Annotated in this window: 24 protein-coding genes and 1 tRNA gene; 19 read left to right on the top strand and 6 right to left on the bottom strand. The window is 62.0% G+C overall.

From position 1 onward, the window contains the following. Positions 1-79 precede the first annotated feature (79 nt). From AArcS_RS03385 to rpsB, 12 genes are all read left to right on the top strand, one after another. A complete protein-coding gene (locus tag AArcS_RS03385; protein WP_238479017.1) occupies positions 80-607 on the top strand; it encodes a 30S ribosomal protein S13 in 528 nt (175 codons plus the stop codon). Beyond that, positions 607-1,131 (top strand): 30S ribosomal protein S4, encoded by a 525-nt coding sequence (locus AArcS_RS03380; protein WP_238479016.1) that lies wholly within the window; start codon positions 607-609, stop codon positions 1,129-1,131. Before AArcS_RS03385 ends, AArcS_RS03380 begins: the two co-directional genes overlap by 1 nt. 1 nt (position 1,132) lies before the next feature. Continuing rightward, a complete protein-coding gene (locus AArcS_RS03375; protein ID WP_238479015.1) occupies positions 1,133-1,519 on the top strand; it encodes a 30S ribosomal protein S11 in 387 nt (128 codons plus the stop codon). A 5-nt stretch (positions 1,520-1,524) separates the two neighbouring features. Beyond that, a complete protein-coding gene (locus AArcS_RS03370; protein ID WP_238479014.1) occupies positions 1,525-2,271 on the top strand; it encodes a DNA-directed RNA polymerase subunit D in 747 nt (248 codons plus the stop codon). Between the two features lie 184 nt (positions 2,272-2,455). Next, positions 2,456-2,540, top strand: a tRNA-Leu gene (locus tag AArcS_RS03365). 32 nt (positions 2,541-2,572) lie between these two features. Then, positions 2,573-2,923 carry a 50S ribosomal protein L18e gene (locus AArcS_RS03360; protein WP_238479013.1) on the top strand — a complete coding sequence of 117 codons (351 nt, stop codon included), beginning with the start codon at positions 2,573-2,575 and terminating at the stop codon, positions 2,921-2,923. Continuing rightward, on the top strand, positions 2,920-3,357 hold the full coding sequence (locus AArcS_RS03355) for a 50S ribosomal protein L13 (protein WP_238479012.1): 438 nt from the start codon (positions 2,920-2,922) through the stop codon (positions 3,355-3,357). Before AArcS_RS03360 ends, AArcS_RS03355 begins: the two co-directional genes overlap by 4 nt. Next, positions 3,351-3,746 (top strand): 30S ribosomal protein S9, encoded by a 396-nt coding sequence (locus tag AArcS_RS03350; protein WP_238479011.1) that lies wholly within the window; start codon positions 3,351-3,353, stop codon positions 3,744-3,746. Before AArcS_RS03355 ends, AArcS_RS03350 begins: the two co-directional genes overlap by 7 nt. 11 nt (positions 3,747-3,757) lie before the next feature. After that, entirely contained in the window at positions 3,758-3,952 is a 195-nt protein-coding gene (locus AArcS_RS03345) for a DNA-directed RNA polymerase subunit N (RefSeq protein WP_238479010.1), read from the top strand. After that, entirely contained in the window at positions 3,952-4,128 is a 177-nt protein-coding gene (locus AArcS_RS03340; protein WP_238479009.1) for a DNA-directed RNA polymerase subunit K, read from the top strand. Before AArcS_RS03345 ends, AArcS_RS03340 begins: the two co-directional genes overlap by 1 nt. Next, complete coding sequence (gene eno, locus AArcS_RS03335; protein ID WP_238479008.1) at positions 4,125-5,330, top strand: phosphopyruvate hydratase; 1,206 nt, start codon at positions 4,125-4,127, stop codon at positions 5,328-5,330. Before AArcS_RS03340 ends, eno begins: the two co-directional genes overlap by 4 nt. Then, positions 5,327-6,091, top strand: a complete 765-nt coding sequence (rpsB, locus tag AArcS_RS03330; protein WP_238479007.1) for a 30S ribosomal protein S2 — start codon at positions 5,327-5,329, stop codon at positions 6,089-6,091. Before eno ends, rpsB begins: the two co-directional genes overlap by 4 nt. Before the next feature lie 48 nt (positions 6,092-6,139). Here the strand turns inward: rpsB and AArcS_RS03325 are convergent, their stop codons facing one another. The 5 genes from AArcS_RS03325 to AArcS_RS03305 form a co-directional block, all read right to left on the bottom strand. Then, a complete protein-coding gene (locus AArcS_RS03325) occupies positions 6,140-6,877 on the bottom strand; it encodes a beta-ketoacyl-ACP reductase (protein WP_238479006.1) in 738 nt (245 codons plus the stop codon). A gap of 88 nt (positions 6,878-6,965) precedes the next feature. Beyond that, complete coding sequence (phaC, locus tag AArcS_RS03320; protein ID WP_238479005.1) at positions 6,966-8,279, bottom strand: class III poly(R)-hydroxyalkanoic acid synthase subunit PhaC; 1,314 nt, start codon at positions 8,277-8,279, stop codon at positions 6,966-6,968. A 7-nt stretch (positions 8,280-8,286) separates the two neighbouring features. Beyond that, positions 8,287-8,844, bottom strand: a complete 558-nt coding sequence (locus AArcS_RS03315) for a poly(R)-hydroxyalkanoic acid synthase subunit PhaE (RefSeq protein ID WP_238479004.1) — start codon at positions 8,842-8,844, stop codon at positions 8,287-8,289. A gap of 44 nt (positions 8,845-8,888) precedes the next feature. After that, positions 8,889-9,383, bottom strand: coding sequence for a hypothetical protein (locus AArcS_RS03310; protein WP_238479003.1), 495 nt, complete (start codon positions 9,381-9,383; stop codon positions 8,889-8,891). Continuing rightward, entirely contained in the window at positions 9,376-9,687 is a 312-nt protein-coding gene (locus tag AArcS_RS03305) for an AbrB/MazE/SpoVT family DNA-binding domain-containing protein (RefSeq protein ID WP_238479002.1), read from the bottom strand. Before AArcS_RS03305 ends, AArcS_RS03310 begins: the two co-directional genes overlap by 8 nt. 182 nt (positions 9,688-9,869) lie before the next feature. On the opposite strand from AArcS_RS03305, the gene AArcS_RS03300 reads away from it, so the two are divergent. The 7 genes from AArcS_RS03300 to AArcS_RS03270 all read left to right on the top strand — a co-directional run bounded on the left by AArcS_RS03300 (position 9,870) and on the right by AArcS_RS03270 (position 18,464). Beyond that, a complete protein-coding gene (locus AArcS_RS03300; protein WP_238479001.1) occupies positions 9,870-10,526 on the top strand; it encodes a MaoC family dehydratase in 657 nt (218 codons plus the stop codon). 228 nt (positions 10,527-10,754) lie between these two features. Next, positions 10,755-11,900, top strand: coding sequence for an extracellular solute-binding protein (locus tag AArcS_RS03295; RefSeq protein ID WP_238479000.1), 1,146 nt, complete (start codon positions 10,755-10,757; stop codon positions 11,898-11,900). Positions 11,901-11,995: 95 nt separating this feature from the next. After that, positions 11,996-13,585 (top strand): ABC transporter permease, encoded by a 1,590-nt coding sequence (locus AArcS_RS03290; RefSeq protein ID WP_238478999.1) that lies wholly within the window; start codon positions 11,996-11,998, stop codon positions 13,583-13,585. Then, positions 13,575-14,732 (top strand): ABC transporter ATP-binding protein, encoded by a 1,158-nt coding sequence (locus tag AArcS_RS03285; protein ID WP_238478998.1) that lies wholly within the window; start codon positions 13,575-13,577, stop codon positions 14,730-14,732. The genes AArcS_RS03290 and AArcS_RS03285 overlap by 11 nt, the downstream gene beginning before the upstream one ends. Before the next feature lie 57 nt (positions 14,733-14,789). Beyond that, the gene (locus AArcS_RS03280; RefSeq protein ID WP_238478997.1) at positions 14,790-15,428 is read left to right on the top strand and encodes a DUF998 domain-containing protein; all 639 of its coding nucleotides are present in this window, start codon (positions 14,790-14,792) and stop codon (positions 15,426-15,428) included. An 83-nt stretch (positions 15,429-15,511) separates the two neighbouring features. Continuing rightward, complete coding sequence (locus tag AArcS_RS03275; RefSeq protein WP_238478996.1) at positions 15,512-15,790, top strand: UPF0058 family protein; 279 nt, start codon at positions 15,512-15,514, stop codon at positions 15,788-15,790. 97 nt (positions 15,791-15,887) lie between these two features. Then, positions 15,888-18,464: a DUF7527 domain-containing protein gene (locus tag AArcS_RS03270; protein ID WP_238478995.1), complete on the top strand. Its 2,577-nt coding sequence runs from the start codon at positions 15,888-15,890 to the stop codon at positions 18,462-18,464. Here the strand turns inward: AArcS_RS03270 and AArcS_RS03265 are convergent. Next, positions 18,461-18,766, bottom strand: a complete 306-nt coding sequence (locus AArcS_RS03265) for a hypothetical protein (protein ID WP_238478994.1) — start codon at positions 18,764-18,766, stop codon at positions 18,461-18,463. The genes AArcS_RS03270 and AArcS_RS03265 overlap by 4 nt on opposite strands. Positions 18,767-18,828: the final 62 nt, after the last annotated feature.

Below are 18,828 nucleotides of genomic sequence, written 5' to 3'. Positions count from 1 at the left end.
TCAATCATCTTCCGACCAGCCGCTTGGTCGGTGGATTGTCCCAGCAGTCGGCGATCGACTGCAACCCTACACACCACACATGAGTGCAGAAGAACCACAGGACGAAATCGAGGACGACGAGGACCTTCGGTATTTCGTCCGCATCGGGCAGACCGATCTTGATGGGACCAAGAGCGTCGAACGCTCGCTCATCGAGATGAACGGCATCGGCCGTCGGACGGCCCGAATCATTGCGGACAAAGCCGGTGTCGACCGACAGGCAACGTTCGGTCGACTGGACGACGACGAGATCGACGCGGTCGTCGATGTCGTCGACGAGTACGCCGAGGAAGTCCCCGACTGGCTAACGAATCGCCAGCGGGACTTTTTCTCGGGCGAAACGAGTCACAAGGTCGGCAACGACCTCAACATGAAGCGCCGTCACGACATCAACCGGATGAAGATGATCAGCTCTTACAAAGGCGTTCGACACAACCGTGGCCAGAAGGTACGCGGCCAGCGGACCAAGTCCACTGGACGTACCGAGGGGACCATCGGCGTCAACGTCGAAGAGCTTCGTGAAGAGGCCGCCGAAGAAGCAGCAGAAGCCGAGGGGGATGACGAATAATGCCGCTCGGTAACAAAACCAAAGCGTACGAGACGCCCAACCATCCGTGGCAGGGCGAGCGTATCGCGGGCGAGCACGACCTCGTCGGGCGCTACGGGCTCGCGACCAAAGAAGAGCTCTGGCGCGCACAGTCCGAACTTCGTGGCATGCGTCGTGAGGCACGACGCCTCATCGGCGAGGCGCTCGGTGACACCGAGGCGGCAGAGGAAGCCGGCAGTGAGTTCCTCGCACGCCTCAAGCGCGACGGCATCCTCGACGAGACGGACGGTCTCGACGACGTGCTGTCCCTGGAGATCAACGACGTGCTCGAGCGCCGTCTCCAGACAGTCGTGTACCGACAGGGTCTCGCAAACACTCCCCAGCAGGCACGACAGTTCATCGGTCACGGCCACGTGGTCGTCGGCGACCACCGCGTGACCGTCCCGTCGTACACGGTCGAGGTCGACGAGGAAGACTCGATCGAGTTCGACGAGACGAGCCCGCTGGAGGACGAACTACACCCGGCACGAGCGGAGGAACAATAACATGGCAGAAGACGGAAAGTGGGGCGTAGCCCACGTGCACGCATCGTTCAACAACACGATCATGACGGTCACGGATCTGACAGGCGCGGAGACGATCGCGAAGTCCTCCGGCGGCGCAGTCGTCAAACAGAACCGTGACGAGGCATCCCCGTACGCGGCCATGCAGATGGCCGAACAGATCGCCGAAGAGGTGCTCGCAGCGGGCATCGACGGTGTCCACGTCCGCGTTCGCGGACCCGGCGGGAACCTTCAGAAGAGCCCCGGCCCGGGCGCACAGGCGACGATCCGTGCGATGGCCCGAGCCGGACTCGAGATCGGTCGTATCGAAGACGTCACCCCGATCCCACACGACGGATCGCGCGCACCGAAAGGCAAGGGCGGATTCTGACGACCATGCCAGTGGATTACGAGGTTGAGTTCATCGAACGGTCCGATCGATCCGCGCGGTTCCTCGTCAGAGGAGTCACGCCGGCCTTCGCCAACGGAATCCGTCGCGCGATGATCGCCGACGTACCGACGATGGCGATCGATACGGTCAACTTCGTCGAGAACTCGTCGGTGATGTTCGACGAGCAGATCGCGCTCCGGCTCGGTCTGGTTCCGTTGACCACACCCCCCGAGGAGTTCGAGGTGGGGGACTCCGTCACCCTCTCGCTCGATGTCTCGGGACCGAACACGGCCTACTCCGGCGACCTCGTCAGTCATGATGAATCCGTCGAGGTAGCCACCGAGGGCGTACCGATTATCGATCTCAAGGAGGGCCAGCGTCTCGAATTCGACGCCGAAGCCAAGATGATCACTGGCAAAGACCATGCCAAACATCAGGGCGGCGTCTCCGTCGGCTACCAGCATCTCCAGTCCGTGGAGGTCGTCGGCGACCGCGGCGAGTTCGAGGAGGACGAGACCCGGATCGTCCGGGGCGTCGTCGAGGACGACGGCGAACTCCTGCTATCAGAGGAGTTCGATAACGACCTCTCCCAGCGGTATCCCGGAAAGGAAGTCGAGGTCACCGACGTCGAGAACGCGTTCGTGTTCCACGTCGAGACGGACGGCTCCTACACGGTCGAGGAACTCGTTACGCTGGCGGCCGACTCCATCGCGGATCGGGCAGACGAACTCGAAGCAGCAGTACAGTTATAGAATATGACCGCTCCAACAGACCACTTACCCCTGACCGACGCCCGGGCCGGAAGCGCTAGCTTCGCCCGACGTTCGGCTGGCTCCGACGCCGTCGACTACGAGGGCGGAGCCGTGGCCGTCCCGCGATCGCGGGCGGCCTCGATCGAAAGTGGTTTGAAGGGGCACCGAGTACACGAGAATGCGGGCAGGGATAGCCAAGTTTGGCCAACGGCGCAGCGTTCAGGGCGCTGTCTCGTAGGAGTCCGCAGGTTCAAATCCTGCTCCCTGCATCACCGTTTTCACCCCTATCAGGAGGAAAGTTATGAGTAAGACGAATCCGAGACTCAGCAGTCTCATCGCCGAGCTGAAGTCGGTTTCTCGAACCGAGGACGCGAACGTCTGGAGCGACGTCGCTTCCCGGCTCGAAAAGCCCCGCCGCACGCACGCGGAAGTGAACCTTGGCCGCATCGAGCGCTACGCCCAGGAAGACGAGACGGTCGTCGTTCCGGGCAAGGTGCTTGGCAGCGGCGTCCTGCAGAAGTCGGTCACCGTTGCAGCGGTCGACTTCTCGGGTACGGCCGAGCGCAAAATCGACCAGGTCGGCGAGACAGTAGAGCTAGAACAGGCAATCGAACAGAACCCCGAAGGATCCAATGTCCGGGTGATCCGATGAGCGTCGCAGAGTTCGAAGCCGACGTCATCATTGACGCGCGCGACTGTATCCTCGGTCGCGTTGCGAGCAAGGTGGCCCAGCAAGCGCTCGACGGCGAGCGTATTGCTGTGGTCAACGCCGAAGATGCGGTCATCACCGGCAGCGAGGACGACGTGATGAGCACCTTCGAGAAGCGAGCCGAACTCGGCTCCGACCGCGGTCCGTACTACCCCAAACGGCCGGACATGATCTTCAAGCGCTCGATTCGCGGCATGCTACCGTACAAGAAAGATCGCGGTCGCGAAGCCTTCGAGAACGTCCGCGTCTACGTCGGTAACCCGTACGACGAGGACGGCGAAATTCTCGAAGGAACCTCGCTCGATCGACTATCGAACATCAAGTTCCTCCAGCTCGGAGAGATCAGTGAGAACCTGGGTGCTAACCGAACATGGTAACCAACACCAGTGGAAAGAAGAAAACCGCCATTGCGCGCGCTACCGTGCGCGAGGGCGAGGGTCGCGTACGAATCAACTCCCAGCCGGTCGAGCTGTTCGAGCCGGAGACCTCCCGACTGAAGATGACGGAGCCGTTCCGCATCGCCGACGATGTCCGCAGCGACCTCGATATCGAGGTCAGCGTTGAGGGCGGCGGGATCTCCGGACAGGCCGACGCCGTACGAACGGCGATCGCACGCGGGCTCGTCCAGCATACGGGCGATGCCGAACTCCGTGATGCGTTCATGGAGTTCGATCGGTCGCTGCTGGTCAACGACGTTCGCCAGTCCGAACCGAAAAAGTGGGGCGGGCCCGGCGCGCGTGCCCGCTACCAGAAATCCTACCGCTAAGGTGAACTAGTATGATGGTACCAGTCCGGTGTTTCACGTGCGGCAACGTCGTAGGTGAACACTGGGAGGAGTTCAAAGAGCGGGCTCGTGAGGGCGATGAGGATCCCGCCGAAGTTCTCGACGAACTCGGCGTCGAGCGACATTGCTGTCGCCGGATGCTCGTCTCCCACAAAGACCTCGTCGACATCGTCGCACCCTATCAATAATGGCAGGGACACAGCGATACACACGATACGAGAAAGCACGGATCCTCGGCGCACGGGCGCTGCAGGTTTCGTACGGAGCGCCGGTGCTCGTCGAGACTGATCAGGCTGAACCGATCCTGATCGCAGCGGAAGAGTACGATGCAAACGCCCTCCCCTTTACAGTTAATCGATCATGACACTGATTACTGACATCCGACTTCGACGGATTCTGGACTCGCGTGGTAACGCAACGGTGGAAGCAGACGTGCTGACCGAGAGCGGTGGCTTCGGACGTGCTGCAGCGCCGAGCGGCGCATCGACCGGCGAATTCGAGGCGATCGAACTGCCGCCGAACGAAGCGATCGCAAACGCGCGAGAGCACGCCGTCCCGCGCCTCGTCGGCGAGGTACACGCGGGCGACCAGCGCGCGGTCGACAACACGCTTCGCGCCGCGGACGGCACCGATGATTTCTCGGAGATCGGCGCGAACAGCGCCGTCGCGATCAGCATGGCGACCGCGAAGGCCGCTGCCGACGTGCTCGGTGCACCGCTGTACCAGCATCTCGGTGGCGCGTTCCGCGGCGACAACTTCCCGGTTCCGCTCGGGAACGTCATCGGCGGCGGTGAACACGCTGCCGACGCGACGGATATTCAGGAGTTCCTGTCGGCACCGGTCGGCGCACCGAGCGTCGCCGACGCCGTCTTCGCCAATGCGGCGGTTCACCAGGAGATCCACGACATGCTCATCGAGCGGGACACGCCCGCGGGCAAGGGCGACGAGGGCGCGTGGGCACCGTCGATCGACGACGCCGAAGCCTTCGAGATCCTGGATGAAGCCACCTCGACGGTCGCTGAGGAGGTCGGCTTCGAGATCAAGTTCGGACTCGACGTCGCGGCCGCGGAGATGTACGACGAAGACGAGGGGGGCTACGTCTACAGCGATCAGGTCCGTGACACGGACGAGCAGGTCGAGTACATCACCGAACTCGTCGAAGAGTGGGATCTCGCGTACGTCGAGGACCCGCTCGACGAGAACGACTTCGAGGCCTTTACTGACCTCACCGCCAACGTCGGCGACCAGACGCTGATCTGCGGTGACGACCTCTTTGTCACCAACGTCTCGCGCCTGGAGAAAGGCATCGAGATGGACTCGGCCAACTCCATCCTGATCAAGCCCAACCAGATCGGCTCGCTGACCGACGCGTTCGACGCCATCGAGCTGGCCGCGAACAACACCTACGACGTCATCGTCTCTCACCGCTCCGGTGAGACCGAAGACACGACGATCGCACACCTCGCCGTCGCAACCGACGCCGACTTCATCAAGACCGGCGCGGTCGGTGGCGAGCGCACCGCAAAGCTCAACGAACTAATCCGCATCGCGGACGACGCAGCATGACAGAAAACGACGTAGAACAGGAAGGGCTCGACGCCGCCGAGGAGGCGGTCGACGAAGAGCCTGATCCGGGGGCCGGACCGGCCGCCGATCAGGACGCAGAGTCCGTCGAGGAAGCGCCCGCCGACGCCGAGGAGGCCGAGGACGAACCACAGCTAGACGAGGACGTCATGGCCGACGACGAGGCCGACCTCCTCATCCCGGTCGAGGACTACCTCGGTGCCGGTGTCCACATCGGTACACAGCAAAAGACCGCGGACATGGAGCGGTTTATCCACCGCGTCCGGACCGACGGTCTCTACGTGCTCGACGTGGGCACGACGGACCAGCGGATCCGCACCGCCGCGGACTTCCTGTCCAACTACGACGCCGAGCAGATCCTCGTCACCTCCTCGCGCCAGTACGGTCGGTTCCCGGCCGAGAAGTTCGCGGAGGCAGTCGGCGCTCGTGCCCGTACCGGACGCTTCATCCCCGGTACGCTCACGAACCCGAAGTACGACGGCTACATCGAGCCGGACGTGCTGGTCGTCACCGACCCGATCGGCGACGAGCAGGCCGTCAAGGAGGCGATCACGGTCGGTATCCCCGTCATCGCCATGTGTGACTCGAATAACTCGACGAGCAACGTCGATCTGGTCGTCCCGACCAACAACAAGGGTCGCAAGGCCCTGTCGGTCGTCTACTGGTTGATGGCCAACGAGCTGCTCGACCGCCGCGGCGCGGAGCCGAGCTACGCCCTCGACGACTTCGAGGACGGTATCTGAGGCGTTCGGTTTTCGTTTTTTTCAGGTATGCCACGAGCAGCGACTGCATCAGAGATCCATCCCGCCGTTGACGTCGATCACTTCACCGGTAATGTAGGATGAGTCCTCGCTCGCGAGGAATCGGACGGTCGAAGCGATGTCGTCGATCGTGGCAAACCGATCGAGTGGGATGTCTTCGAGGATCTTCTCCTGTATGTGATCGTCGACTTCGGCGAGCATGTCGGTCTCGGTAAAGCCCGGACAGACGGCGTTGGCGGTCGAGCCCGACCGGGCGAGTTCGAGCGCGATGGTCCGGGTAAAGCCAAAGAGGCCGCTTTTCGCGGTGGCGTAGTTGGCCTGCCCGAAGTTGCCCTGCTTGCCGACGATCGAGGAGATGTTGATCAGCCGCCCTTCCTCTGCGGTTTTGATATCGTCGAAGAACGTCTGGGTGACGTTGAACACGCCGCCAAGGTTGACGTCGATCACCTGATCCCACTCCTCGCGGGTCATCTCCTCGAAGCGGGTGTCCTGTGTGATCCCGGCGTTGTTGACCAGCACGTCGACCGGACCGAACTCGTCGTGGATCTCCTCGCGCATCGCCTCGACCTCGCGGCGGCCAGTGACGTCGGCCTGAGCCGCCATCGCCGAACCGGCCCCCGTCCGGATCTCCTCGACGACGTCCTCGGCCTTGGTCGTTGAACTGCGGTAGTTGATCACCACGTTCGCTCCCGACGCTGCAAGGTGTTCCGCGATCCCGCGTCCGATCCCCCGTGACGATCCCGTGATGAGGCAGGTCCTGTTGTCCATGCTGTAATCCACGGGCCAGCCCGTGATAATAGTGACATCAGGATCGAGTGCAATAAAGGTGTACCGCGGACGCGTCTGGAAGCACCGGTCAGTCGTCGATCGATTGGGCCTGCTCGATCCAGCTCTCGACACGGCTTGCCGGGAGGTTGACCGCCCCGGCGACGGTCTCGGCGTCCGCCACGGCCAGCGCGGCGACGGTTCCGTAGCCGGCGTCGGCTAGGCGCTCCTCGTAGGCCGGACCAATGCCGTCGAGGGTCTGCACGGATGACGATCCGTCGTCGGCTTCGACAGCCGCGTGCTCGTCGGCGTGCGCTTCGACCTGCGAGCGTTCCTCGAACCACGCACAGACGTCCGGCCAGAGATCGGCGTGCGAGCGCGAGGAGACCGACATGCCGATGTGTCCAGTCTTGAACTCCATGACGGTCGTGTCGTCGCTGGCGACGACGTCGTTGAACGGCTTCGACGCCGCCGGCGGGATGAGGTGGTCGTAGTGCGCGACGATGTTCAGCACCGGCATATCGATGTTTTCGAGATCGACGTGCTCCCCGCCGAGTTCGAGTTCGTTACGATAGAGCCTGTTTTCCTGATAGATATCCTCGATGAACTCCTCGAAGGTGGCTCCGGCAACGTCGATACCATCACCGAGCCACTCTTCCATGCGTGCGAAATTTCCGACGAAGTCCTCGTCCTCGACGTTGTCGTAGAAGCGGACGTACTTGGTGACGTAGTTCTCGACCGGGTCCATCAGCGCGAAGCCCACGTCCAGAAACTCCGCGGGGACGTTCCCGAACGTATCGGTGACATCTTCGGGATCGAAGTATTCGTCATCCCCCCAGAGTTCGAGCACACCGCCGGTCTCGTCGAAACAGAGACCGGCCGCCATCAGGCCGAGGTTACGGACTTTTTCGGGGTGAAGTGCGGCGTACATCGTCGACATCGTTCCGCCCATACAGTAGCCCAGCAGGTTGATGCTGTCCTGATCGGACCGCTTGCGGACGACATCGACGCAGTTGTCCATGTAGCGGTTGACGTAGTCGTGGAGCCGAAGCGAACTGTCCAGCTGTGATGGCTCGTTCCAGTCGATCAGGTATACGTCGAACCCGTTTTCGAGGAGGGTCCGGACGACCGACCGATCGGGCTGCAGATCGAGGATATACGGTCGGTTGATCAGCGCGTAGACGATCAGAATCGGAACGTCGTGTTGTTCTTCGGTCTGTGACTCGTAGTGGTAGAGCTGGAGCTTGTTCTCCTCGTAGACGATCTCCTTTGGCGTCTCGCCGACCTCCGACTCGGCGATGGTCTCGTTCGCGCCGGGCATCTCCGCGGACCGTTTGATGACATCCGCGGCGTTCTCCCAGGCCTGACGTTGAAGATCCAGCGTGGCAGTGTAGGGGTTTCTCATCGGTCGGTTACTCCCCGTCCTGAACGTGTTCGAGCACCAGGTCGATCTTCTGTTCGACAGCGTGCTGGCGGCGTTCGAGGTCGACGAGTCGCTCGCCGATCTCCTCGACGTCGCCCTGGGTCGGCATCCTGAGTTGGCGGAGCGTCGCCTCGGCGCTCTCGTCAGCCACCTGCTGGACTTCGAGGGCATCACCGACAGTCTCACCCGTCATCGCCGCGAACGCCGATGTCGACATGACTTCTTTGAACGCCTGATTGGCGTTGTTGAGCCAGATATCGCGGAACTCCTCGACGGTAACGTCCTCGCCCGCAGCGGCATCGCCGGTGCGCTCGACCATCTCCTCGGCAGCGTCCATCCACACCTGATAGGCATTGGTGTAGCCCTCGATCCCCTCGCTCATTCGTTCGTCGTCGCTTGCTGCATCGACGGTCTCGGTCCAGGCTTCGACGAACTCGGCCTGTGCCTCGATGTTCTCCTCGAAGGCGTCGGCGAACTGCTCGTTCATCTGCTGCATGAACTCGGTCCAGCTATTCTGTACTGCGTCAGTGTCGTATGTATCGGTCATAATAAAACGGGTTTCGCGGGCCCGAAACAAAAGCGTTCGGCGGATTACGGCGCTGAGACGTCGATCTCTTCGGCGGTGGATTCCATCTCTTCTGCCATCTCGACGGCACTCGACTCGACCTCCTCGTGGATATCAAGGTAGGCGTCGAAGCCATCGTCGACGGCCGCTACGTACTCGTTGCTCGCTTCCTCGAATGTCGCGTTCGCCTCGTCGAGAGTCTCGTGGATCGACGCCCACGCCTCGTCGCTGATCTCGCCGTAGGCATCGAACTGCTCGTCGACGAGTTCACGGGCCTCGGTGAAATCCATCTCGCTGCCCTCAGGGGTCATCTCCTCGACGGCGTCGAAGTAGCTGTGGATGGCGTCCTGAGTCATGCTGGCGTTTTGCTCGCCCAGCTCCTCGACAGTCGCCATACTGTCGACGAACGCCGACATCGCGGTCTGCTGGGCGTCGACGGTGCTTCTGGTCATGCGCTGGCTCGATTCGAGAACGGTTCGCTGGAAGTCGAAGGCTGTCTGGATTGGATTCTGGTTACTCATTGGAATCACCTGTGTTGATCGGGATGACGATGGTCTGGACGATGTCTCCCTCGTCGATATTGAGCGCCTCACGCTCTGCGTCCGGAATGCTAATCCGCCCGCCGCTCTGGACGCGAGTTTTGAACGTCGCGGTACCCATCGTCATCGCCGGAAAGCCGGACATACTACTCGATCCCGCGCTGGTGGCGGAGAGGAACTGTCTCGCGAGCGCCTGCTGGCTCTCGACGGCCTGCTCGCCCGCTTCCTGTAACTGCTCGGCGAACATCGCCGGCGGCCACCCCATCCCGGTCGTCTCGTCTGTCATCACCTGCATCTACACCCCCCATAGACTTAACTCTTGCCGCAAAATGGTTTCACATGGTATTGAATGGTTTTGTATGGTGGAAAACGCGATCCCAACCGGACGACTCTCGGGGAGAGTCATCTCACCGTCTGAACAGAGATCGTGGCCAGAGGACACTTATACGCCCTCACCTAGTGGTACGTATGTCCGAGGATACGGGAGCTACGAGCCCTCTCGCGGATCTCACAAGCGCGTGGGTGCAGTTGGGAGAAAGCGCGGTAAAGAGCGCAACAGCGATGAACCGCGCTGCGATGGGTGCATCGGTCACTAACGGAGAACACTCCGAGGAGAACGGGGATGAACTGCCAACTGGAGATGACGAGCTCCGATCGGGATCGATCCCGTCGCTGGCGTTCGAGGACGAGGACTGGAGCTTCGAACGATCAGTCGAGCGGGCCGACGCGATCACTGTTGGGGATCGTGTCAGCTTCAGCAAGCCGGTCGACGACGAGGATGTAAAACGGTTCGCAGTCGCTAGCGGCGACACCAATCGACTACATATCGACGACGAGTTCGCAGAAGACTCCCGCTTTGGCGGTCGAATCGCTCACGGTACGCTGGTGTCCGGACTGATCAGCGCCGCCCTCGCGCGCCTGCCCGGACTCACGATCTATCTCTCACAGGACCTGGAGTTCCGCGGCCCCGTCCGTATCGGCGATCGCGTCACCGCGACCGTCGAAGTCATCGAGGCGCTCGGCAACGATCAGTACCGACTCAGCACGATCGTCAGCGACGACGAGGGGGAAACGATCATCGATGGCGAAGCGGTCGTACTGATCGACGACCTGCCCGCGGAGTAGTCGCGCGCGAAACCGATACACCTTGATCGGTCGCAGTTCACAGTGTCGTGATGGACCAGCAACCACCTGCGCGAGCCGAATTCTACTCTCGAAACCACTACTTTTGCTCTATCTCCTTTCCACAGGCCGATTCGTTCATGGTTTTGCACCCACAGTTTGACGGTCGTGGTGTTTTCGGCCAGCCTAAACCGCCACATATATATTGTTTAGGGCAGCCTAAATCAAGATATGGCACACGATGGCTCCGATCGGTCCGGGCGCACTGAGATCGACCACTCCCGGCGTCGCGTTCTGGCGGCCTCAGGCATTGCGATCGCAGGATCAGTCGGAGTGGCTGGTTGTCTTGGGGACGATGCCGGAGATCCGTTCGATGACTACGGCCCACAGGCCGCGGCGCTCGAATCTACTGCGGTATCGTGGGACGACCTCGGTGACCTCGAAGGAGAGTTGACGATCTACTCGGGGCGCACCCGAGATCAGATCGACCCGCTGTTCGAGATGATCGAGGACGAGTACCCCGACTTTACCGTTGAGGTCGACCAGGACGGAAACGAAGATCAGCTCAATAGCCTCCGTGAGGAGGGTGAGAACAGCCCTGCGGACATCTTCTACACCCAGTCTTCGGGGGCGCTCGCAGCACTCAAGTCGGACGGTCTCGCTCGCGAACTACCCGAGGACATCACTGGAGCCGTCGACGACGACTGGAGTGACCCCGATGGCGAGTGGACCGGCGCGTCCGGGCGCGTCCGGGCAATCATGTACGATACCGACGAGTTCGACGGAGCGGATCTGCCAGAGGATATCTTCGCGTACGCCGAAGACGAACAGTTCCAGGATGTCATCTCGACGCGCCCGAACTCGGGAACCTTCCGGTCGTTTATTACTGCGATGATCGAGATGGAAGGCGAGGACGAAACCCGGGGATGGGTCAGCGACATGGTGAACCAACAAAACGCCACGCTGTATTCAAGCGGGTCACAGCAGGCCGAGGAGGTCGCCTACGGCGATCAGGACATCGGCCTCGGCAACCAGTACTACGCAGGACGCATCCTGAACGAGGATCCCGATGCCACGCTTGACGTTGCATTTACCAGCGACGATCCCGGCTGCCTGTTCAACGTCTCCGGTGTGGCAATCCTCTCGGCTTCGGACAGACCGAACCTCGCCGCGGAGTTCACCCGCCACATCCTCGCCGCAGAGGGACAGGAGTTCTTCGTCGATGTCAACGGCGAGTATCCCGTGATCGACGGCGTCGAGTACGTGGGTGACCTGCCAACGGTTGACGAGATCAATCCGCCGTCGTTCGACCTGAACGCGCTTGGCGACGTGGAAGCCGCGAGCGACTTGCTCCGCGAGGAAGGAATGACAGTCTGAGACGGGTAGCAGACCCATGAGACAGTCGGCTGACAGGCCGTGATTTAGGAAAGCCTAAAAGCTTCGCTGATAAAGTATACCGATAGAGTTGTCCCGTGGGTAGCAATCGTTTCGGTGATCTGGTGGCATCGGACGACACCGATGCCGCGTCAGTCGGCCTCCTCCTATTGAGCGGTGCCATCGCGGCGCTGGTCGTTTCGCCGCTGCTGTGGCTCCTCTTGCGCGCGTCGGAGGTCGAGGCTACGCGAGCGGCTAGCCTGATGTTGTCGTCGGATACCGTCGAGATTTTTACAAATAGCGTCGGGCTAATGGCCGTCGTGACCATCGCCTCGATTCTTATCGGCGTCCCCCTCGCGTTTCTGACCGTTCGCACTGACCTTCCGTACCGCCGGTTCTGGACCATCGTCGCCGCCTTGCCGCTGGTGGTCCCCAGCTACATTGGGGCGTTTGCGTTCGTCTCGGCGTTCGGTCCCCGGGGCGAGCTGAGTTCGCTTCTCGGCGTCGGGTTGCCCGACGTCTATGGTTTTTACGGCGCTGCGCTCATCATCACGTTGTACACCTATCCGTACGTCTTCCTCACGACGCGTGCGGCACTGCTCTCGATGGACTCCTCGCTCGTCGACGCCGCCCGGACGCTCAACTCGGGGCGGTTCAAGGCGTTCCGTCGCGTCACCCTCCCACAGATCCGTCCCGCCATCGCCGCCGGTGGACTGCTCGTTGCCCTGTACGCGATCTCGGACTTCGGGACCCCCGCGTTCATGCAGGTACGGGTGTTCACGAGTGCGATATACTGGGAGTACGGCGCGTTCAACGTCGAGTACGCCGCCTTGCTCTCCCTGCAATTGATCGCCGTCACCGCTGTCGTAATCGCCATCGAGGCTGGCGTTGGCCACGACGACGACGCCAGCGCGGGGGGCGCGGACGGCACACGGCTCCGACTCGGCGCGTGGCAGTGGCCCGCAATGGGCGCGTTCGCCGCCATCGGCTTTGTGACCCTTGTCGTTCCGGTGGCAATCTTTGGACTCTGGTTCTTCCAGGGCGCGGGCGGGGATGTTCCGTCGCTGGAGTTCCAGCTTGAGTACGTTGTCAACTCAGTTACACTCGCCGGGCTGGCGGCTCTGGTCGCAAGCGCGCTGGCGATCCCGGTCGGGTATATGGCAGCCCGATCGGATTCACTGTCCGCTCGCCTGTTCGAGCGCATGACCTACGTCGGCTTCGCGGTTCCCGGTATCGTGATCGGTCTCGCGCTTGTCTTTTTCGGCTCGAACTACCTGCCGTGGGTCTACCGGACGATCCCGCTGCTCGTGTTTGCCTACGTCGTTCGCTTTCTCCCGCAGGCAGTCGGGAGTACCAGAACGTCGGTCCTGCAGGTCGACGAGCGCCTCGACGAGGCCGCCCGGACCCTGAACGCCGGGCGCGTCGAGACGTTCCGCCGGGTTACGCTCCCGCTGATCGCACCGGGCGTCATCGCGGGCGGCGTCCTCGTCTTCCTGACGACGATGAAGGAGCTCCCGGCGACACTGATGCTCCAGCCGGTTGGGTTCGACACGCTGGTGACGATTATCTGGGCTGCTCACGAAAGCGTCCACTACCGTTACGCGGCTATCCCGGCACTCATCCTAATCGTGATCTCCGGACTCTCGATGATCGTGCTGCTACGACAGGAGAAGTACAATGTCAGCTGAACTAACTACCACCGCGACGGAGCAGACGACACAGAACCGCCGACGAGAGGGAGTATCACAGCAGACGTCGGACGAGCCCCTGTTGCGGATCGACCGTATCTCGAAGACGTTTGGGGCGGAACAGGCCGTAGAGGACCTCTCCTTGTCGGTCGAACAGGGCGAACTGCTAACCCTGCTTGGCCCCTCAGGCTGCGGAAAGACGACAACGCTCCGGCTCATCGCCGGACTCGAACGACCGGATTCGGGGGCGATCCGCGTCGATGGACTGCCAGTGGCCACGGGAGACGGGACGTTCGTTACACCGGAGGCCAGAGATATCGGCGTCGTCTTTCAGGACTTCGCGCTATTTCCGCACATGACCGCCGCCGAGAACATCGCCTTCGGGATCGACGACCTGTCCGACGCCGAACAGGAGCGGCGTGTGACGGAGTTGCTCGATCTCGTCGGGCTCGATGGACAGGGCGACTCCCGTCCCGAGGAGCTCTCGGGCGGTCAACAACAGCGAATCGCGCTGGCGCGCTCGCTCGCACCCGAACCCGAGATCCTCCTGCTCGACGAGCCGTTCTCGAACCTCGATGTCGATCTGCGCGTCGAGATGCGCGAGGAGGTCCGTCGGATCCTCAAAGAGACCGGTGTTACCGCCGTTTCCGTGACCCACGACCAGGAAGAGGCACTGTCGATCAGTGACCGGGTGGCAGTGATGCACGAGGGGCGACTCGAACAGGTCGGTCGGCCCGAAGCCGTCTTCCAGCGGCCGAAATCACGCTTCGTCGCCGGCTTTCTCGGCCACGCGAGTTTCCTTTCGGGCTACGTCCGGGGCGACAAGGTCGATACGTCAGTTGCGTCGATCGATCGCGAACAGATTCACGGACTGGCGAGTCAGTACGACATGACCGAGATCGACGTGCTCGTCAGGCCCGACGACATCCTGGCCTATCCGGCAGACGAGGCGGAGGCCGACGGCCGGGTGACCTATCGACGGTATCTCGGTCCCTCGGTGCTGTATCGGGTCGAGCTCGACAGCGGCGAGACGATCGAATGCATGCACAACCATAGCGAGTCGATGGATCTCGATACGCCGGTCACCGTAACGCTCACGGCCGACCACGAGCTCGTCTGGTTCCCCGAAGGCAGTCAAAGCCGGTAGGTGTCCGAATACCCGCGCGCCGCAGGGTTCATACGCGATGAACAAATTGTCAGTATCATGGATAGAGACACGGGTGCGGCCACAACAGGACTGATCGCCCCGGCGATCGCGGCGGTGACGATCCTCGCAGCGACATTCGTCGATCCGGGGTTCGTCTGGGCCGACGACGCGCTCTCGAATCTGGGGGAACTCCCGGCTGGCGAATCGATCACGCTCTCCTTTCTCGCCGAATCCCCCGAATTCGTCCTGTTCAACGGTGGGCTGATCCTGACTGGGATCGTCGGGCTGGCCTTTGCCTGGCGGCTGTGGACCGACGCGAAGAACTGGCTCCATCGACTCGGTGCGGTCCAGTTCGCCGGGGCACTGATCGCGCTTGCCCTTGTGGGCGTCTACTACATCCCGCGGGAGCCCCACGGCGCGGTTGCGATCGCTCACTATCTGCTCGGGATCGTCTTCCTGTGGACACACGGTACGGGGAGCGTGCTCGCCGGTCGCGTCCGGTGGGGCCTCGTAACGATCTGGCTCGGCATCGTTCACCTGGTGGCGTGGCTCGTCTGGGCTGCTCTGCTCACCGGGCCGATCCCCGGTCTCGCAATCCCCGAAACCGTCGGTGCTGCGATCTTTGGAGGCTGGACAGCCGTCGCCGCTCGCGCCAGGCTCGGCTGGCCGCCGCTGCCCGGCGCGCTGGATCGGTGACGATCGGACGGAGCGCGTCCCTCGGACGCGTTTCCGGTGTGCTGGCAGAAATCCTTAAACCGTGGACGTTCCTACGGGTCCGTATGCACAAGGACGAGCTTCTGGAGCTTCACGAGCAGATGGTCATCATCATGGAGAACTTCGCCGAGCGCGAGGGCGTCGACGACGAACTGTTCGAGCCCTACGACGAGCTCGAAGTGGACCCATCCCACGTCCACAAATCCAAAAGCGAGCACAAACACGCCGTCTTTGTCCTGGGCAACGCGCTGGCAAACGCAATGAGCGACGACGAGTTCTCCAGTGCCGGACGTATCGGCAAGCGCATGGAAGAGCTCGCAAAGGACGCCGAAGGCAAGATCTGAGCCGGACGGCGAGGGATTCTGAGCACGACGAGGCTATTTCCAGCCTGCGAGACCGACGCCGGAAAGTATTTGTTTCGCTTGTGGCTTGTACCCGTATATGAATACGCGCACGCTTGAGCGCGTCGAGCGGTGGGAGTCCCGACCCTACTCCGGAGGGTACGAGGGGCTCCGTGATCTCGCCGGAACGGAGTTTACCGGCGCGGTCGAGACCGCTGGGACGTGGTTGTTCATGCTCAACGGCCGGATTATCGGCGTTCACGACGGCAGTATCGAGGCGTTCGAGGACGGATCGGGCACCGCCTACGTCGCCCCCGAGCCCGCACTCCCACTGCTGTTCACGATGTGGGAAGGCGAGACTGAGACACGAGCGAAGTACTACACTGAAGACACTCCCGTCAGCGAGGTCGATAACACGCTTACTTCGGGGTCGTTTACCGGCTACCTCGAACTGAGCGAAAACGTCCTCAGTGGCGACTACTTCGTCGTCTATTATGGCGGTCGCTCGATGAGTGCCGCCTTCGTCGGCACCAGAGAGGAGCTCCTGGGAGGTGACGAGGCGTTCGAGCGCGCGAACGACGAAGTCGGCATCTACGAGGTCGTTGACGCCGATGTCGACGTCATCGAGATCCCGGAAGCGGAGCCCGAACCGGAGCGTGCCGAGAGTACCGACCCATCGACAGAGGACGGCGGTACGTCCCCGGAAACGTCCGATTCTGTCCGGGGACCCCCGGCGGTCGACTCTACCCCGGCAACGGATGAGCCTGCCGAGACGACAGGGGCCAACGAGAACACCTCCGACGCGGTGTCCGCGACAGCGCCGGACTCCTCGAGGGACGGCCGGGCAAGCGCTCAGCAAGAAGCGGACGTGGGACAGACAGACGGGGAGACGGTTGGGAACGCTACTCCGACGACTAATACGGCCCCGGATGGTGTTGAGGACACCGCAGACGTGTCGACTACTCGGAAGTCAGATACCCACGGACAGTCCCCCGAGGAGGAACGCTCCTCTACTTCCACAGGCGAGCGTAACGGGACGGACGACGCGTCAATCGAAACTGGCAACTCACCGACCACAGAGCAGTCCGACGACCGGCCCGTTAACGGGAGAACGACGGCCGATGCACCGCCGAAAGAGTCGACGGAAGTCACGGCACAGCCCGCAGATACTGGAAGTCGTATCGGCGAAAACGTCGACGACACGTCAGTCAGCGGTGAGATGAGCGCAGACGAAGGGACGACCAGTGCGACGGTGCCAAGCGAGACGACGACCAGTGACGCAGTTCCGGACGAGCCAACAACCAGTGATGATGACACCGGGTCTGTCACGACATCGGAACGGACCGAATCGGACACGCCATCTGGATCAAATGCGCCGCCGGGAGCCGACGATGCGCAGGATGACCCCATCGAGGCGGAGGCAGACTGGCGCGAAACAACGGTGATTCCCTCGATTGACCCGACCCATACTGAACATCCAGGACCCGATACCGAGGACGCGACCGGGAAAGCCGCCGAGTCGCCAGCGACCACCCGAAGCAGTCCCGGGCAAGCGGGGCAGCAGCGATCACTGTCGGAGACGGGTCGACAGGCCAGGTCGACACCGGACCGGCGTGAGAATCCGACCACTGAACAGCGCTCCAGCGACGGAGACGAACGCGCGAGTAGGACCACAGTCTCTGAAGACAGGCACTCGAACGCCGCGACGGTTCCGAAAGCGCGGGTCGCCGAGCGTGAAGAACGGATCGACGAACTGGAAGCGAAGATTGATCAACTCGAAGCAACCCGCGAAGAGCTCCGAACCGAACGCGACGAGCTGGCCGCCGAAAACGAGTCGCTTGCCGACACGGTCGAACAGCTCGAACACGAGGTCGAGCGACTCCGCTCCGAACGTGACGAACTCGAGGCGACTCTCGAAGCAGCCGGGAAAACGGCCTACGATTCGAGCCAGCAGATCCAGCCCTCACAGGCGATTTCCGGGACGAATCTGTTCGTCCGGTACGGGTCGAAGGGTGAGGCGACCCTGGAGGCGGCACACGACGGTGCGGCAACCGCAGAGGACGTCAACGCGAACCTGCAACTCGAACGTCATACGACGTTCGACGCCGAATCCGTCGCCGTGCAGGGCGAGCCGTACGACGCGTTCCTCGATGGAACACTGGAGATGCAGTTCGTCGACTGGATCGTCGAGACGCTGCTCTACGAGATTCAGGATACGGGCAATCAGAGCGGCCTGCGTGACCTCTACGACGTCATCCCGGATATCGATCGTGTGGAGTTCGATGGGGAAATCGAGCTCGCGTACACGGAGAACGGCGAGGAGGTGACCGAGGTCGCCGCGTTCGACGTCGTGTTACGAAACCGGATGGGAGAGCCCCTGATCGTGGCCGATATTTCGGACTCGCGAGACCCCGCAGGCGAGCGGATGCTCGTCGAACTGGAGTCCGATGCGAGCCGTGTCAAAGAGAGTTCGGAGACGTTGAGTGCCGCCTTCCTTGTGACATCGTCCTTTTTCGAACCGGGAGCGCTCGAAGCCGCAAGCGAGGCGACGAGCGGGAGCTTCCTGAGTCGGGACTCCCGAATGAGCTTCGTCAAGCAGTCCAGAAAACAGGGCTATCATCTCTGTCTCGTCGAGGCGCGCGGCGACGAGTTCCACCTGAACGTACCGGAGCTCTAGCTCTGGACTTCGACCGCGTCGTCGATTTTCATCGTGTCTAGTTTGTCGACGATATCGTCGAGTTTCGCGTCGAGTTCGTCGACGAACTCCGCGGTCCGTTCGGTCGTGATCGCACCCTGACTGGACGGCTCGATGAGGTTCTCCTCTTCGAGCACGCGCAGGGAGTAACGCACCTTGTGGTGGGGGTATCCTGTTTCGTTGGACATCTTGACGATTCCGATCGGCTCGCTCTCGATGACCATCTTCAGTACCTGCAGATGCCGCTCCAGCATGTCCACTTCTTTCTCAAGCCGGTCTATCATGGCATTTGTTAACTTGTCGTAGCAGGTTTTAAAGGTTGCCCTCCGAATCAAGAGAATCGACT

This window comes from Natranaeroarchaeum sulfidigenes, assembly GCF_017094485.1.
In the GTDB taxonomy this organism is placed as follows: domain Archaea; phylum Halobacteriota; class Halobacteria; order Halobacteriales; family Natronoarchaeaceae; genus Natranaeroarchaeum; species Natranaeroarchaeum sulfidigenes.
The sequence above is the reverse complement of the archived record's forward strand: the minus strand, read 5'-3'. Positions and strand labels throughout refer to the sequence as shown.